The organism is Clostridium sp. 1001270J_160509_D11 (genome assembly GCF_015667935.1).
Taxonomy (GTDB): Bacteria; Bacillota; Clostridia; order Peptostreptococcales; family Peptostreptococcaceae; genus Intestinibacter.
This window is the reverse complement of the sequence record NZ_JADPET010000001.1, coordinates 1-17,153: the sequence shown is the minus strand read 5'-3', so window position 1 is coordinate 17,153 and position 17,153 is coordinate 1. Positions and strand designations below refer to the sequence as shown.

General features: G+C 29.5%; 19 protein-coding genes. 1 reads left to right on the top strand and 18 read right to left on the bottom strand.

The window, feature by feature from the left end:
- Nucleotides 1–281: 281 nt before the first annotated feature.
- Nucleotides 282–1,106: a nitroreductase family protein gene (locus I4U58_RS00090; protein WP_195928733.1), complete on the bottom strand. Its 825-nt coding sequence runs from the start codon at nt 1,104–1,106 to the stop codon at nt 282–284.
- A gap of 65 nt (nt 1,107–1,171) precedes the next feature.
- Complete coding sequence (locus I4U58_RS00085) at nt 1,172–1,720, bottom strand: nitroreductase family protein (RefSeq protein WP_007285589.1); 549 nt, start codon at nt 1,718–1,720, stop codon at nt 1,172–1,174.
- Between the two features lie 329 nt (nt 1,721–2,049).
- Here I4U58_RS00085 and I4U58_RS00080 point away from each other — a divergent pair, with 329 nt between their 5' ends.
- Nucleotides 2,050–2,784 (top strand): TraX family protein, encoded by a 735-nt coding sequence (locus I4U58_RS00080; RefSeq protein WP_195928731.1) that lies wholly within the window; start codon nt 2,050–2,052, stop codon nt 2,782–2,784.
- Nucleotides 2,785–2,887: 103 nt separating this feature from the next.
- Here I4U58_RS00080 and I4U58_RS00075 read toward each other — a convergent pair whose 3' ends face one another.
- From I4U58_RS00075 to I4U58_RS00005, 16 genes are all read right to left on the bottom strand, one after another.
- On the bottom strand, nt 2,888–3,514 hold the full coding sequence (locus I4U58_RS00075; RefSeq protein ID WP_007285587.1) for an ABC transporter ATP-binding protein: 627 nt from the start codon (nt 3,512–3,514) through the stop codon (nt 2,888–2,890).
- An 11-nt stretch (nt 3,515–3,525) separates the two neighbouring features.
- Nucleotides 3,526–4,881, bottom strand: a complete 1,356-nt coding sequence (locus I4U58_RS00070) for an ABC transporter permease (RefSeq protein WP_195928728.1) — start codon at nt 4,879–4,881, stop codon at nt 3,526–3,528.
- Nucleotides 4,882–5,201: 320 nt separating this feature from the next.
- Complete coding sequence (locus tag I4U58_RS14195; protein ID WP_279325539.1) at nt 5,202–5,336, bottom strand: hypothetical protein; 135 nt, start codon at nt 5,334–5,336, stop codon at nt 5,202–5,204.
- Nucleotides 5,337–5,522: 186 nt separating this feature from the next.
- Nucleotides 5,523–6,101 (bottom strand): TetR/AcrR family transcriptional regulator, encoded by a 579-nt coding sequence (locus I4U58_RS00065; protein WP_195928726.1) that lies wholly within the window; start codon nt 6,099–6,101, stop codon nt 5,523–5,525.
- Between the two features lie 199 nt (nt 6,102–6,300).
- Nucleotides 6,301–6,612, bottom strand: a complete 312-nt coding sequence (locus I4U58_RS00060; RefSeq protein WP_195928724.1) for a PTS lactose/cellobiose transporter subunit IIA — start codon at nt 6,610–6,612, stop codon at nt 6,301–6,303.
- Nucleotides 6,613–6,637: 25 nt separating this feature from the next.
- The gene (locus I4U58_RS00055; RefSeq protein WP_195928722.1) at nt 6,638–7,993 is read right to left on the bottom strand and encodes a PTS sugar transporter subunit IIC; all 1,356 of its coding nucleotides are present in this window, start codon (nt 7,991–7,993) and stop codon (nt 6,638–6,640) included.
- 25 nt (nt 7,994–8,018) lie between these two features.
- On the bottom strand, nt 8,019–8,321 hold the full coding sequence (locus I4U58_RS00050) for a PTS sugar transporter subunit IIB (protein WP_195928720.1): 303 nt from the start codon (nt 8,319–8,321) through the stop codon (nt 8,019–8,021).
- A gap of 72 nt (nt 8,322–8,393) precedes the next feature.
- A complete protein-coding gene (locus tag I4U58_RS00045) occupies nt 8,394–9,833 on the bottom strand; it encodes a glycoside hydrolase family 1 protein (protein WP_195928718.1) in 1,440 nt (479 codons plus the stop codon).
- Nucleotides 9,834–9,987: 154 nt separating this feature from the next.
- Complete coding sequence (locus I4U58_RS00040) at nt 9,988–10,719, bottom strand: MurR/RpiR family transcriptional regulator (RefSeq protein WP_195928716.1); 732 nt, start codon at nt 10,717–10,719, stop codon at nt 9,988–9,990.
- Between the two features lie 21 nt (nt 10,720–10,740).
- Complete coding sequence (locus I4U58_RS00035) at nt 10,741–11,667, bottom strand: ROK family protein (RefSeq protein ID WP_195928714.1); 927 nt, start codon at nt 11,665–11,667, stop codon at nt 10,741–10,743.
- Nucleotides 11,668–11,709: 42 nt separating this feature from the next.
- Nucleotides 11,710–12,753 carry a LacI family DNA-binding transcriptional regulator gene (locus tag I4U58_RS00030; protein WP_195928712.1) on the bottom strand — a complete coding sequence of 348 codons (1,044 nt, stop codon included), beginning with the start codon at nt 12,751–12,753 and terminating at the stop codon, nt 11,710–11,712.
- A gap of 142 nt (nt 12,754–12,895) precedes the next feature.
- On the bottom strand, nt 12,896–13,096 hold the full coding sequence (locus I4U58_RS00025) for a hypothetical protein (protein ID WP_195928710.1): 201 nt from the start codon (nt 13,094–13,096) through the stop codon (nt 12,896–12,898).
- Between the two features lie 186 nt (nt 13,097–13,282).
- Nucleotides 13,283–13,750, bottom strand: a complete 468-nt coding sequence (locus I4U58_RS00020; RefSeq protein WP_195928708.1) for a globin domain-containing protein — start codon at nt 13,748–13,750, stop codon at nt 13,283–13,285.
- A gap of 162 nt (nt 13,751–13,912) precedes the next feature.
- Entirely contained in the window at nt 13,913–15,853 is a 1,941-nt protein-coding gene (locus I4U58_RS00015; protein WP_195928706.1) for a [FeFe] hydrogenase, group A, read from the bottom strand.
- 261 nt (nt 15,854–16,114) lie between these two features.
- Nucleotides 16,115–16,597, bottom strand: a complete 483-nt coding sequence (locus tag I4U58_RS00010; RefSeq protein ID WP_195928704.1) for a hypothetical protein — start codon at nt 16,595–16,597, stop codon at nt 16,115–16,117.
- A 75-nt stretch (nt 16,598–16,672) separates the two neighbouring features.
- Nucleotides 16,673–17,153, bottom strand: a 481-nt coding sequence (locus I4U58_RS00005; RefSeq protein WP_207743788.1) for a restriction endonuclease, incomplete at its 5' end; no start/stop codon positions are given.

The window sequence follows — 17,153 nt, the reverse complement described above, 5'->3', positions numbered from 1 at the left end:
AGGCATACATTAGTATTTTAAATATATTAATACTAGAGTATGCCCTTTTTAGGTTGATATCATTTATGTTTTTTAATACTGTATAAAACTTTAATCTCCATATGGAAATTCTAAATCTTTATCAATTTCCAAGTTTTCTATCCAGTCGAATTTGTCGCTATGCTCCATCCCCCAATCAAACATAGCGCTATTCTATTGGATATTTGATTTTTTTATTTTTATATTGTTTTAATAAAGTTGCTTTTCTGCTTTCGTCCATGTGTATATCCTTATTACAATTCCTACATTCTTGTTACTCTTGCAGGTTTTCTTGGAACTGTTCTTTTATATTCTACTCTTGGATAGCCAACTACCATACAAGATATGATTTTTTCGCCTTCTTTTAATCCAATCATTTCTCCTATTTTAGGATTCATCGATGCCGCTCTTTCAAAGAAACCGCTGAAATAAGTTCCTAGCCCTAGCGCATCTATCATAAGCTCCATTTTTGCTGATGCTAAACCACCATCTATTTCATTTTGCGCTTTTACAATTATTAATAATGGTGCTTTGAAGAATAATTGATCAGGTCCATCTGGATTTTCTACAAAACTCTCATACATACGCTTCCACATATGGGCGTATTTTAGAAGGTGTTTTGGAGTTTCTTCACTTCCCAACATCTTGTCGGCCATTGCATTTAATGTTCCTAAAGTCATTCTTCTTAACTCTGGTATGCTGTCTTTTACAATAGTATAAGAAACATCTTGTATATTAGTTGATGTTTGTGTAAATCTTCCTGCATCTATTATTTTTTCTATTTTCTCTTCTTCTATTTCATCTTTTTTAAATAATCTAACACTTCTTCTAAATTTCATAAAATTCATTAGTTTATCTGCATCTATTGTGAAGTCTTCTTTTTCATATGGGATGACTTCTTCCATCGAGTATTCTTCTTCATCATCACAAGATACTGCTTTTACTGGACAGATTGCTATACAGTGACCACATTTTATGCATGTTAAGTTTCTTATGTGCGCTTTTTTATCGATCATTTCTATGTCGCTTACGATACAGTCTTGCTTACATAAAGTACATCCTATACACTTATCTCTATCTACTATCATTTTGTTCTCCTTTATATGATTATACGATTCTTCTTTTGTTTAATTTTAATTGCTGTTTTAAAGTTTTATCTATCTACAAAACGCATTATTTCGTCTACGTCTTTTCTTTTATTTGGTGCTGCATGTTCTCCATCTTCATACCCGTAAACTATAAGTGCTGCAACAGTTTCGTCTTCCGGTAAGTTTACTATTTTTGCTATAGATTTATCGTCTATAACTCCCATTATACAAGTTCCGACACCTTTTGCATGTGCTGCTAAACAGAATGTTTGGCATGCTATACCAGCATCAAAAACTTCCCATGAGTTACCTTTTGAAGTTATGTATTCTTTGTCATATGTTCCACTTTTTCCTTTTACAAAGCTAAGTACAGCTACTCCTTTTGCAGTTCTTAAAGTGTCTATATTGTATACGAATCCATTAACTCCATGCTCTGCTATTTCTTTTATTATTTCTTCGTCGTCTACTAATGTGTATCTAGCTATTTGGTAGTTTACCCAAGAAGGAGCCCATCTCGCTATATCGACAATTTCTCTCATAGTCTCTCTGTCTACTTTTTCGTCTTTATATTTTCTTACGCTACGTCTTTCTTTTATCATAGTTATTGCATCCATATTTTCACCTCTAATTGACCATTTATAATTTTATAATTTGCATATTTTTAACTTTTATACCTTTCGCATTAATTCAATAAATCTTACGAAATTTTTACGAAAGTTTTACAAATTTGCGTTTTTGTTTTAATCCACCTATTAACGTGGTATATTAAACACTACCGGTAATTTGTAGAAATTAAGTTATTTATATGGCAATTTTCTTCCTTTAAAAGTCAGTTGCCAACTCTAATCTCTACATATTATACTATATAAAATGCGATAATCATACCAATTTATCGTATTTATTAATTAAAAATCTAAACGAACTTATAGAAAGGATAATATTTATGACACAGACAGTTGAACTTCAAAAGAAGGGATTAGACAGAATAAGAGTATTTTCTGGTGCACAATTAAAATATATAGCATTTCTATCTATGTTAATCGACCACGTGAATAAAGCCTTAATATATCCAAATTTAAATGGGGGATTACTTTTAAAAATAAGTGATTTATTTGATGTACTTGGAAGGATAGCATTCCCATTATTTGCATTTTTTATAGTAGAGGGTTTTTTCAAAACGAGAAGTCGTAAAAAATATCTTCTAAACTTATTGATATTTGGCGTAATATCAGAAGTACCATTTGATATGTTTACAACACGTACATTCTTCAATCCTAGATATAACAATGTACTATTTGCACTAGCATTATCACTTGTAACAATTTGGATTATAGATACATTAAAAATAAAATTAGAAAAAATACCTCGTTTCCTATGGTATTTGACTACAGTATTAATTTTAGCTATTATGTGTATTATATCTCTATTCCTTTCAGTAGATTATGATTACCATGCTATATTAATAGTATATTTCCTTTATGTATTTTATAATAAACCTATATTATCATGTGTATTTGGTTATTTATCAATTTTCAAGGAGGTTTGGGCACTTCTTGGTTTTGGATTTATACTTATGTACAATGGAAAACGTGGCAGACAAAATAAAATGATAAATTACTGGTTCTATCCTGTTCATATATTAATATTAGGTATATTAAGGATGGTATTCAATATATAATTTAATATTTTTCAAATAAAAAATGGGCAACGTATAAATTTACGTTTGCCCATTTTTCTATTTAAAATATCATGAGGGAATATTTATATATCTATATTACTTGCTAGAGAACTAACTTTTTATCTTTTAACTCAAGTATAACATCTGACTTGCTCGCAAGATCCTTACTATGAGTAACAACAATCACACATTTTCCATGTTTATGTGCACTTGTTTTTAATATTTCTATAATTTCTTCTTCTGTATCACTGTCTAAATTTCCAGTCGGTTCATCTGCCAAAATTACTGGTGAATTTGCAACAAGTGTTCTTGCTATGGCAACACGTTGTTGCTGACCTCCGGACAATTTCAATACATTTCTTTTTATTTCATCATCTTTTAATCCAAGCTCATTTAAAATAGTTTTATCTGCTTTTGGGTTTACTATTTTTAAATTTTCTAATGGAGTCATATAATCAATCAAATTATAATTTTGGAAAATTAGTGAAACATTATTTTTTCTATGATTCTCATATCCTTTTTCCCTAATATCCTGATTGTTATATAGTATTTTACCACTTTGTGGTTCATCAAGACCTGCCAACAATGATAGCAAAGTTGTTTTTCCAGAACCAGATACACCTAAAATCGTGTAAAACTTGCCTTTTTCAAACTCCATACTTATATTATTTAATATTTTTTTACCATTTGTATATGAATAATTAACTTTATTTAATGCTAAAATTGACATTTGTCTTCCTCCTAGCTCATTTTCGATAGTATTTCTTTTGGTTTTAATCTTATTATTGATGATGAAGATATCATTACAGAACTTATGATAATAGTTGCCCCTATTGCATAAACATAAAGAACTTCTTTTAAACTAACATCAACATCAATCCCATCTACTGTTTGAGTTGCTAAAGAACTGTTTGCATCATATCCTAATGACATTCCTCCAAACCCTTGTTGCACCTCCTGAACAGCTTGTTTGCTTGCCTGGCTAACCATTGCATCTCCTATATTTTGTGATATCATCTTACTTGAAAAATATGATGTTCCAAAAGCTAGCACACTTATAAGTAACAATTCAATTATATATTGTGAAATTATTTTAAACTTTCCAACTCCGATAGAAAGTAAGATACCTGTTTCATGAATTCTTCCTTGAATCCAAAATGCTAAAACTAATGAAAGCACTATTATTCCAACTATAATTGAACCGATTAAAAGCATATTTACGATTTTTTCTAAGCTATCAAATGACTTAGATAATGCTAAAAACGTATCATCACTTTTTGATATATTATAAAGACTCCAATTTTCTTGTATTTTATTGACATCTGATATTACATCATCTACATTTTTATTAGTATTAAACACAGCACTTGTATATTGGCTGTTTCCTTTTGAATAACCATATAAAGCATTTAATGTGTTCATATCTGATAATATAAGGTTTTCTGGTATTTCTAACTTACTTCCCATTCTGTCTGTATTTTGGCTTTCAAAAATACCTACAATTTCAAGATCATATTCAGACGGTGCATCTTTAGATGCATTATAATCTAAGCTGTCTTTAGTTCCTATTATCCTATCTCCTACTTTTAAATTATTTTTTTCGGCTAACGCTTTGTGAACTAATACTTTATTTTTATCACCTTCTACAAGGTGTCTACCTTCAACTAATCTAAATGATTTACTCATAAATTTTGTGTCGTATTCTGTAAACTTATGAGCTTCTACAGGGAAAAGATTTTTATACTTTTTATCAGTGTATTGAACTGTGTTGTTTTTTGGCTCCACATTTTGAAGTTGCTTAAAAACTAGCCCAATCCCCTGAACTGATGCATCATAATTTTTTATGCCATTTACTTTTGATACTTTATTTACCAAACTCTCTGGCATTGTTCCTGTGAAATTTGTTGCCAAATTGTTTTGTATCTCAAATGTATTTGCTGTCTCCTTACTTGAATTTTGTCTTGCAATTGATGTAGCTTTTTTAATTGAAATTCCACTCAGTACAGCTGTAGCTATACAAAATAGAATAAAGAACATAAGAATACTTTTCTTTTTCTTTCGGGTTATATATAATACCGCTCTTTTAAAAGAACCCATTTTTTTACCTCCTTGTTTTATAATTTTTAGAAATTTTCATAATAAATATTTTAGACTTTGTGTCAGTCACTTCATTTATCTAAGATAGATTTTAAGTTTCCAATATGAAATATTTATGAAATGAATATAAAATTTTAATATTTTTTGTATAAAAAAACTACTAAGCCCTAAAACTTAGTAGTCACTTATCTTTATCTTAAATTTTAAAAGTACTTTTAATAAAAATTATATCTCAACTTCCATCTCTGCATATTGTTCTAATCCTAATTTGTTTAATTGTTCATCTACTGCTTCACCCTTTTCTACCACTCCTTGATTTACTAAATAAAGTAATCTTGAGCCAAGAGATTTAATTTGGGCAGCTTTATCAAATTACTGTTTTCTCCTCCAAATGGTAAATCTGGTGATATACAGACTTTCCCTGTGTGTAAAACGTGAATTTTTATCTCGTCCATATTCTTATCCTCCTGAAATTAGCTTCTATAAATTATTCTTTATCACATATTTTTTTATATCCATAGTTCACTTTTATTGTTTTTTTACTCTTTTATTATTTTTACTTCATTCTGATATTATTTTATACTATATGATTTTTATTTTCTGCTACAAAAAAGAGCAAAGTGTTTAAACTTTGCTCTTTTTTAAATTTCTATTAATCTTAGTGTTTGTGATACTATCTTAGCCAGACCGTTAATATTAACGTCATTAGGATTAGTTAGCCAAAAAGTATATCCAGCAATTACTTGAGATGCCACCATCTCCAAAATCAAATTGCAATTATCAGCATTATACAGACGATATTCACTCTCTAATAAATGATACTTCATTCCATCTTTCCATTTTTGAATAAATCTATTATTTATGTTGGCGATTAAAAATGCATAAAACACATCTTTATTTTTCTTTACATAATTAATTGTCTCTTGATAATATGATAAATAAACGTCCGACTTTATATCCGTATTCATTAACTCCTCATTTAAATGCATCATCTGAGAAATATGATAATTTTCTATATCTTCTATAAGTTCATCTATATTTTTATAATATACATAAAACGTACTCCTAGCCACATTAGATATTTCAGTCAATTCCTTAACGCTGATTTTGTAAATGGGTTTTGTTTTCCACAACTTTATCAACCCATCAAACAATACCTTCTGTGCAGTAGTAATTTTTCCTGTTTTTAATTCATTAATTGATTTATAAGGATTTTCCATTGTAATACCTCTTTTACACATTTTTTGATATTCTATTATTTTGTGCTTACATAGAAATTTTATCAAAATTAAGAGGTATTTAAAATATTATATTTTTGTTATTATCTATAAACTTACTCATTATACCAAACGATATAATATATAATTTTCTTATAATTAAAAGAACTACTAAGAATAAACTCAGTAGTTCTTTGCTTTTTTATTTTCTAAATTCTTTATACATTTGTATCATTTCTTCGGCTAAAACTTTAATAGTTTCAGCTGACATCATCTGGTCTTCTGCATGCATTATTATCAACGAAAATTCGACTTTATCTCCAGATGCTTCTTGTTGTATTAATGATGAATGTGCATGATGTCCTTTTAGCATATATTCTGCTGATTCATTTAATTTAGCTTCGGCCTCTTCATAATTACCTTCTCTAGCAACTCTTAGTGCTTCTACTACTAATGATTTTGCCATCCCCACATTACTAATAATTTCAAATGCTATTAATTCCATACCTTCCATTTATGTCACCTCTAATTGTTAAATATTATGCTAATCCCTCAGTTGTATCTTTTTCTGAATTATCATCATCTACTTGTGATGCTTTGCCTGCTGCTATTACGAATGGTGCATAAATTAATACACTCACTGCTAAACATAGTACACCTATTAATAGTGCTAATACATTTCCTCCTGTTCCAAGGAATGGTATTAATGGACCTGGTGTTGTCCATGGAACACCATATGCTACTGGAGGAATTATTTTAAATATGCAAGTTGCTGAATATCCTATTATTATGTTTACTATTGGTGCTAAAACAAATGGAATTATATATATTGGATTTAGTATTATTGGTAATCCGAATATAACCATTTCATTTATATTGAATATCCCTGGTGCTAAAGAAAGTTTTGCAATACTTTTTTGATCTTTAGCTTTACTGAATAATATTAGTGCTATTACTAACCCTAGTGTAGCCCCTGAACCACCATAAGCTCCAAATGCATCAAATAATCCATTGAAAGTTACTGGGAAAGGTGCTCCCCAAGCAGTACCATGTTGAGCTGCATATAATACATTACTATTTACAGCTTCTGCAAACATTGTGTCACGAACTGCTGCTATTGTATTAGGACCATGTATACCCATTGCCCAAAGTATTTGGCATATAAATGCTAATACTATTACAGAACCTACATTTTGTCCTAATTTTGTTAGTGGTGATTGGATTACTGCATAAACCCATTCATGTAATCCGCCAGGTGCAACTTTTTTAATTAAGAAGTTTATTATTGAGAATGATAAAGTTATTAAAATTATAGGTATTAATACCTTAAATGATCTAGCTACTGCTGGAGGTACTTGTTCTGGCATTTTTATTTCTAGCTTTTCAGATTTTGATAAAATTGCCATAAGTTCCCCAACTACTAAACCAACTATTATCGCTACGAATAGACCTTGTGAGCCTAAAAATTTAGTTGTTAAATGATTTACATTATCTACCCCTACATAATCTGGATATATTATAAAGTAAACTGAAACTGCTGTTAAACCTGTTAACAAATCATCAGCTTTGAGTGTTTTGGCGAGATTTCTAGCAACTAAAAATACTATGAATATTGCTAATATATCTGCAGACCCTCTTAAAACAGGTGAGAATATATTTTGATACTCTGCAAAATTAGGAATTATTGACTCTAATTTAAGTAATTTTGCAACAAAACCATCTGGTGATAAGAAAACAAAGTTTAATAATACCATTAACGAACCTGCCATTGTTAATGGAAATGAAAGTATAAATGAATCTCTTACTGCACATATGTGCCTTTGTGAATTTAATTTAGCGGCAATTGGAACTAAGAATCTTTCTATGCCCGCTTGGAATTTTTCCATAGTAGTCATATGTATACCCCCTAGATTTTTTATATTATTTTATTTTAGCTAATGTACTTTCAAGTATTCCTTTACCATCCATAATTCCATATTGTCTCATATCGATTACTTCTACTGGTATGCTTCCATTTGTAAGTTTTTCTACTTGTGGTTTTTGAAAACGTACTTGAGGCCCTAAAAGTACTATATCTACATCATTTATTACACTTGAGCATTCTGCTATTGCTAATGCATTTATTTCTACTTCTTCCCCGCATTCTTTAGCTGCATCTCTCATTTTATTAACTAGTAAACTAGTTGACATTCCTGCTGAACAAACTAATAATATTTTTTTCATAATAACCCTCCTGATTTTTAAACCTTTTATTTTAATTTTTATTTTGTATGTTGAATATTATATTTTGTATTCTTATAAATTTTCTCCATTGCTGCTTATAACATCTTTGTACCAATAGAAACTTTTTTTCTTAATTCTTCTTAAATCTTTTTCATCATTTTCATCTCTATCTACATATACAAATCCGTAACGTTTTTGGTATCCATTTAACCAACTTAGTAAATCAGTAAATGACCATGTGCAGTAGCCTAGAAGTTCTACCCCATCTGTTATTGCTTCTTTACATGCATTAACATGGTCGCTTAAGTATTTTATTCTATAATCATCATTAACGATATCGTTTTCCTCAAGCTTATCAAATTCTCCAAGACCATTTTCTGTGATTAATATTGGTAACCCATATCTGCTTGTTAATCTTCTTAGGCCTATTCTTAATCCAGTAGGGTCTATCGCCCAGTCCCAGTTAGTAGTCTCTACATATGGATTTTTTGTATTTTTATAAACACCAGGTATACCATTTTCCTTAGTTGTACCTTTTTTACCTGTGTTATTCATTCCTTCTGATAAACCTACACCATCTAATGGGTTAGCTTTAACAGTTGCTGTTTGATAATAGTTTATACCTATAAAATCAGGTTTTCCTCTTCCTAATAGTTCAAGATCACCATCTTCTATTATTGGAGCTATTCCTAATCTTTCATAATATTTTAGTGCAAATGATGGATATGTTCCTTTACAATAAACATCTAACCACCAACTACAGTTTAACTCTTCTGCATTTTCCATTGCTAATACATCTTCTGGATTACAGCTATATGAATAATTAGGTCCAAATGCAAAGCTTGGTCCAATCATTCCGTTTGGTACATATGATCTAAAAGATTCAATAACTTTTGCATTAGCTAAGTTTGCAATGTGATTTGCTTGTAACATTCTTTTTTGATCTTTAACACCTGGTGGATGTAGGGCTGTTAAATAACCTAATGTTAAAAATACATTTTGTTCATTTAGTGAAACCCAATATTTTACCTTGTCACCAAATCTTTTGAAAAGTGTTATACAGTACTCGTTAAAATCATCTATTATTTCTCTTGATTCCCAACCGCCATATAAATCTTGAAGATGTTGTGGTAAATCCCAGTGGTATAAAGTGATTATTGGTTTTATATTATTTTTTATAAGTTCATCTATTAAGTCCTCATAGAATTTTAAACCTGCTTCATTTACTTGACCTCTACCTTTTGGATATATACGACTCCAAGCTATTGAAAATCTATAAGCTTTAAGTCCCATCTCTGCCATTAAAGCTACATCTTCTTTATATCTATTGTAATGGTCTACTGCTATATCTCCATTCGTATTTTTATAAGTTGTTCCAGGTTGTTTAGTATATATATCCCATATACTTTTTCCCTTTCCATCTTGGTCCCAAGCTCCCTCTACTTGGTAAGCTGCAGATGCCGAACCCCATAAGAAATCATCTTTAAATTTGTCTAATTCTTTATATATCATCTAATGTCCCCCTTTGTATCTTATAGTCTAAGTATAACTTATAATTTGTTGTAAGTAATAGTTTTTACTTCTAAAAAAACATGTCACAACTTTAATAATTTAATCCAAAAATAAAACAACTTGTTTTTTATTTAAATAGAATAATCTTATGTAGTTATTCGACTATATATTGGTTGTATAGCTTCTTTCCTATCCTTTCAATCATATATAAAACTGGTAATTGAGTAGTTATATCACTATAATTAACCTTTACCTGCTGAACATAATAAGGTATATTTAAATTTGACATTTTAGCAATTGTGCAATTTTCACTATTTGTTATGCTAGCGACAGAACAGCCTTCTTGTTTAAATCTATCTATATTTTCTATTGTAGATTCTGTTTCTCCAGATACTGACAAAGCTATTACCAAGCATGGCCCATGACATCTAAAGTTCTTTGGGAAAAACGGATCATCTATGTGGAATGTGAACTTTCCAATTGCAGAAAAATATCTAGCCGCATATTTGCATAATATTCCCGATGAACCTATTCCTAAAAATATAATTGTATTCGCCATTTTTACCATGTCGCATAAATTATCCAGACGTTTATCCAAATCACTTTTTTCTATATTTTTTAAAAAATTTATTATTTCAGAAGTATCATCACTGACCTTCTTCATATTATTTTCTTCTATATACATTTTGAATTTAACTTTAAATTCAGAAAACCCCTCACAATTTAACTTCTTGCAAAATCTCAATATAGTTGTTGTCGATACATGAGCTTCATCAGCTAATTCCCTTATCCTCATATATATTACCTTTTTTTTATTTTTCATTATATATTCGTATAAAGATAGCTCTAAATTGTTTAAACTTTGTATAACCTCGTAACTAAACATATTTTATCCTCTCCACTATAACTATCCATTACTAACTACATATTTTTTTGATTGTTTTAGATTTGCATTTATTATAGCTCCTAAAATATTCGCATCATTATTATATTTACATCTTTTAATTTCTGTCGTTATAAAATCTGCTTCTAAATATTCAATACAAACTTCTTTGTAGTGTTTTTTTAACTTATCAATAAACCAATCTTCTTCCGATATTCCCCCACCAATACATATAATCTCTGGATTATATGTAACTGTTATAGCTATTAATTCAACTGCTATATTGTTTATCCATTCATCTATTACTTCTTTAGCTAATTCATCCCCAGCTAAAAATTTATTACAAACTTCATGACCATATTCAACCTTTTCTTCTTCATCAACTTTACTGTTATATATCTCTATTAAACCAGTCATTGATGCGTAGTCACCCATTTTGTCTATTTTTTTAGTTTGGAAATTCATAAAAGGAATGTTGTGAAACTCTGCTGCAAATGAGTCTTTTCCATATATAACTCCATTTTCATCACATAAACATCCACCAGTACCTGTTCCCAAAATTAAAAATGCTGAAGATTTGCTTCCTTTTGCATTTCCTATTTCAAACTCACATAATCCTGCTGACTTCGCATCATTTATAGATGCCACTTCTTTATTTACTCTTTTTTCTATTTCAGAATTTATATTTGTTCCATACATATTTGCTACATTTGGAGCTGCATATGATTTAACATTAGACTCTTCATCAATAAGCCCTGGCGCACTTATTCCAACAACATCAATCAATCCATCATGCTTTATATTTGAACAAATATAATCATATAACTCATCTTTCGTATCGAATTTAGTTGTTTTTACTTTCCATCTTTCTTTTATATTATAGTCTTCATCTACCAAAGCATATTTAATAAACGTACCACCTATATCTATTCCCAAACTATATTTTGACATAATACATCCCCCTTTAATTTCTATACTAATATTTTTTAGGTTTTACTTTAACTTCATACAACTTTTTCTTTTTATAAGCTCAACATCTACTGTGTATTCATTGAATTTGTTTTCCCCTTTTTCAATAAAATAAATTATTGAATCAGTAGTTATATCTGCCATCTTTACTAAGTCCATCTTTATCGTCGTAAGTTGTGGATTTATATATTTACATTCCTCTATATCATCAAAACCTATTATGCTGATATCTTGCGGAACTTTTAAGTTCATTTCTTTCATAGCCCTCATTACCCCTATGGCTATCTTATCATTAGATGCAAATATCGCTGTCGGTTTATCACTTTGTGATAACAATTTTTTCGCAGACTCATATCCACTTTCTTCACGAAATTTCGATTCAATAATAAAATCATTATTTATTGAAATATTTGAATCCTGTAATGCCTTTTTATATCCTTTAATTCTATCTATTGATGACAACTTTCCAATATCTCCTGTAATATGAGCAATCTTTCTGTGATTATTATCAATCAAATACTTAGTAGCATCATACGCACCCTTAAAGTTGTCCGAATTAACTACTATGCATTTACTATATGCATTATTTTTTGTTATCTCTTGATCTATTAAAGCAACCTTATATCCATCATTTATTATTTTTTTAATTGTTTCATCGTTGTTGTTTTCTCCTATGAATATACCACCTGAAATCATCTTATTATAAAAACATTCTTTGATTTGTGTGTACCCCTCAATATTATGTATTATCTGCACCAATACCTTATATCCATTTTCACTTGCACGCTCGATTACCGAACTTGTAAACTCTAAAAAATAAGGACTCCTTGTAATTCTATTTTTCATACCATCTTGTCTTTCATTAATATCAATTATAAAAAGACCTATTACCTTGTTTTTTGCCCCTGCTAACATTCTTGCAGACGCATGTGGTACATAATCATATTCTTCAATTACTTTTAATACCTTTTGCCTAGTCTCCTCAGGTACATTCGGGTAATTATTGATTACTCTAGATACAGTACTCCTAGATACACCAGCAATTTTTGCAATATCATTACTCTTCATAAAACCTCCAATCAACTTTGTGAACGCGCGTTTATTTTCATAATCATATAGTAGTTGATATGTTTATAACTTTCAATAGTTTTTTTACATTTTTTTACAATAAAAGAAACTACTAAGCCATAAACTTAGTAGTTTTTTAAATTTATTGTTCTAAATATTTATCAAATATTATAGTTGCTAGCTCTTCCTTTGTTAAAGTTTCAATACTAGGTATATCACATAAGTCCATTTCTAATAAAAATTCTCCTAATTTTACTTCAAGATATGAGCCATTATCATCTGATTTAATTTCCCATCCTTCTAAGTCAGCTACTATATTTGCAATTCTTTGTTCTTTAGTCATTTTTACACCTCTTTTTTATTTTTATGTAATTATACTTTAGTTTAACTTTTATTTTGAATTTTATCAATCTAGTTATTAAATATAATATATACTTGTATTTTATTTATAGGCTAAAATACAAGAATCAATAAAGGCCCCTTTTAGCAATGATAAAATTATCAAAGCCTTAAGGAGCCTTTTTATAAATTACATTCTTTGATGTATTTGGTTATCTCTACAAATTTGATCTATGTACATATCTTTTTCTACATCTATAAATACTTTAGCTATAACTTCATAAGCTTCTGCCCATGCATTTAATACTTCTTCTGTTGCTGCATCTCCTAAAACTTCTTTTATAGCTAATAATAAATTTTTACCTACTATTGGATAATGTTCTGGTTTTACATATGAGTTAACGTGAACACTTCCTATTTTCTTTACTGCTGGTAATATTGCTTCTAAATTATCTATATTTTGAGCTGCTGCTAATACTGTCATTGCTAATGCTTTTGGTTGCTCACCAGATTCTTGTTTATCCATATTAAACATTTCTTTTACCTCTGGATTATTTGCAAACATTGTTTTATAGAAAGTTTTTGTTATTTCTAATCCATGTTCTTTTAATACTGGTACTGTACTTTTTATTATATCTATTGTTTTTTGATTTAACATAATTGCTATCTCCTTAATGTGTATTTTGTGTACACTTTGTTTATATTAGAAATATACCCCAGTATTTTTTGTGTAAACATTTTTTGAGAAATATATTTATATTTTACTTTTCCCACCTAAAAAAAGCTCATAGAAATCTACAAGCTTTTTATCAGTAATCCCCTATTTTTTTCTCTTTACAAAATATCTAGTATGAAGCAATTCATGTGCCTTATGACTTAGCGGATGATCCAGATATTTATCATAAATTGCCTGAACCTCTGGATTTTCTTTTGAAACTCTCATATTTTTTTCCCTATCTATATTATTTAAACCTTCTCCACGTTTTTGTAAAATTGCATCTTTATTTTTTCTGACTTTAGGTTGGCCACCACCGCCGACACAGCCACCAGGGCAAGCCATAATTTCTATTGCATGGAAAAATTCTTCTCCATCTCTTATTTTGTCAAGCATCTTGCCAGCTTCTTCTAGACCATGAGCTACCCCTATTCTAAGTTTTATATCTCCAACTTCTACATCACAAGCTCTAAATCCCTCAAAACCTCTAAGACTGTGGAATTCTACATTTTCAATTTTTTCGCCTGTCATATTTTCTAGGGCAGTTCTAAGTGCAGCTTCTATAACTCCACCAGTTCTACCAAATATAATTCCTCCACCTGTATATTCTCCCATGACTTGGTCTATTTCTTCCCCTTCTATTGTTTTTAAATCAATACCTGAGTCTTGGAATATTTTAATTAATTCTCTAGTCGTTATAACATAATCCACATCATAATTAAGGCCACGAGAAAATTCCGGTCTAGATGCTTCGTATTTCTTGGCAATACAAGGCATTATGGCAACCGAAGTCACTTCATCTCTTTTTAGTCCTTTTTCCTTAGCCCAAATATCTTTAGCCACAGTCGCAAACATCTGCATAGGTGATTTAGCACTAGATGGCACATCTAACATATCACCATAATTTTGTTCTATAAATTTAACCCATGATGGGCAACATGATGTCAGCATTGGAAGTTTTACACTTTTATCTCCTGAAAAATATCTTTCCAGTCTATTTTGCAATTCCGCAGCTTCCTCCATTATAGTTAAATCTGCTGCCCAAGATGTATCAAACACATAATCCACGCCCAGTTTTCTAAGTCCTGCTGCCAATTTATGCTCCACATTATCCCCAGCTTCAAAACCAAAAGCCTCCCCTATAGCAACTCTAACTGCCGGTGCCATTTGAGTGATGACTAATTTGTTAGGAGTCGATAAATCTCTGATAAATTTCAAAGTATTGTCTCCTGCTGTTATTGCATCTACTGGACAAGCAGATAAACATCTACCACAGTGAGTACATCTGTTGTAATCTATGCGTCGTTGTTCCTTTTTCTCCCCTGCTATACAATCAACAGGGCAAACCCTTTGACAAATTCCACATCCTATACATTTTTCTGTTATAGTAAGTTTAATCAGATTGTTGCATTGCATAGTGTAGCATCTGTCATCTTCAATATGTTCTTTGATTTCGTCATAATAATTTTCAATGATTTCTTCCATTATATTATGCTTTTGATTTAATTCTTCTTTCACTTCTTCTGCTAAAGATCTAAGTATATAAAGGTCCCTCATATTTGATCTGCCTTTACTTATTCTATCAAGTATTTGCCAAACTTTTTCTAAAGGCTCTTGCACTTTAGCATAATCTTTCAAACTTCCTTCATTTTGCATTAAACCAATTACTGAATCTGTATAAAACTTGGCATACTGAACTATACAATCCTCTTCTGATAAAACATTAATTGCCCTAATATAATTATCAAACAAATCAAAATCTAGCTCTTTGTCCAAATCTTCTTTAGATAAAAATCTACCATAAGGCGGAACTCCCACATGTGCCCCTTTAAAATCTCTTTTATCTAAAATTCCTCCTGCCAATTCTATAATTTCCGCAAGAGTAGCACCCTCTGGCACCTCAACTATTCCACTATTATTTATCCTTCCACAAATAGCAACTTTTCTCTTAGAATTATTAGTCATATTTTTTAGCTCTTCTTCACTGAAAACAGAAAAAACAGAGCCTCTATCACTATGTATCATAGTCGGCTTCATATTTGTCATATTTTTCGCTCCTTTATGTCTAACTTATAACTTTTTATTCTGTTTATTTTTTGCTTAATTGTGGTTTTTTATTATTGATTTGTGAAAAATTTTATGTGATATATTTGAAGTTGATTTTTTTAATATCTCACATAAGTCCATTTTTAATAAAAATCCTTCCAGCTTTACTTCAAGATATGAACCACTATTATCTGAAATGAAATAAATTTAGATTAATTTTTGACTATGTGTCTAAACCACATGGTAAATTTGAATTCTATATTAAAAAGTAGTGTTCTCATTTAACATCTTTCTTATACGTTCTTCCCTTGCTAGTCTCTCATCTTCAATTTTCTTTTGTTCTTGTAAATATAGCGCTGTTCTCTTTATTTCTAGCACTTCCTGTTCATATTCTAATTGACATTCTTTTTGGTATTTATTTTTATTATCTTGTACATAATTAAACATTTTATCTATAACAAACTTTTTATCATAGTGTCTAATAAAAACCAAATATACATAAACTATATTAAATATTTGGGGGCTTATTAAAGAAAATTTTTTATAATTTAGAACCTCTTTTTTTCGATCACCTTGCATAAATTTATCATAAATTTGTTGTTCTAAAATAATAGTATTTTTCTTTACATCAAATAATGTATCGATAATATATCCTACTTTATTTCTTACATAATTAAAATAATCTTTATCACAACAATAAGAGTAATTTTTATTGTAATCATTATAAAAATCCTCATAATGCATAATAATAGCCCTCTTTTAATAAGATTTATATTTTTTTAAATCATATTTATATTATCTTAATATATATATAGTTATTTACTCTAAAAATAAATTGGCAATTTCTATCATACTATTTAATTCCTTGCCATCCACTAATCTTACTCTATTAGCTTTTGCTAATTCATATGCAGAAGATGTAAAAGTATTATTAGTTACAACCATACAACTATCTGCATCATAATAAGACTTAGCTGCTATAACTTCTTGTACCGCTTTATTACCTACTGTATTTCCATAAAATTTAGCTTGTACAACTATTTTTACTAATTCTTTTTCAATAATTAGGTCCGCACCTTGATCCCTTGTTTGTTGAGTTAAAGCAACATGGTATCCTAAACGTAAAAAGACTTCCTTTAAGAATTTTTCAAAATCATCTCCTGAGTTAACATCATTTATATCTAGTTTATTTATTTTTTTCTCTTCTTTTATATCATGTAAGTATTTATCTATTTCTTCATTTATTCTCTTTATCATTGTTTTTCTATCTATCATATTAAATACCTGCTTCCAAATTATC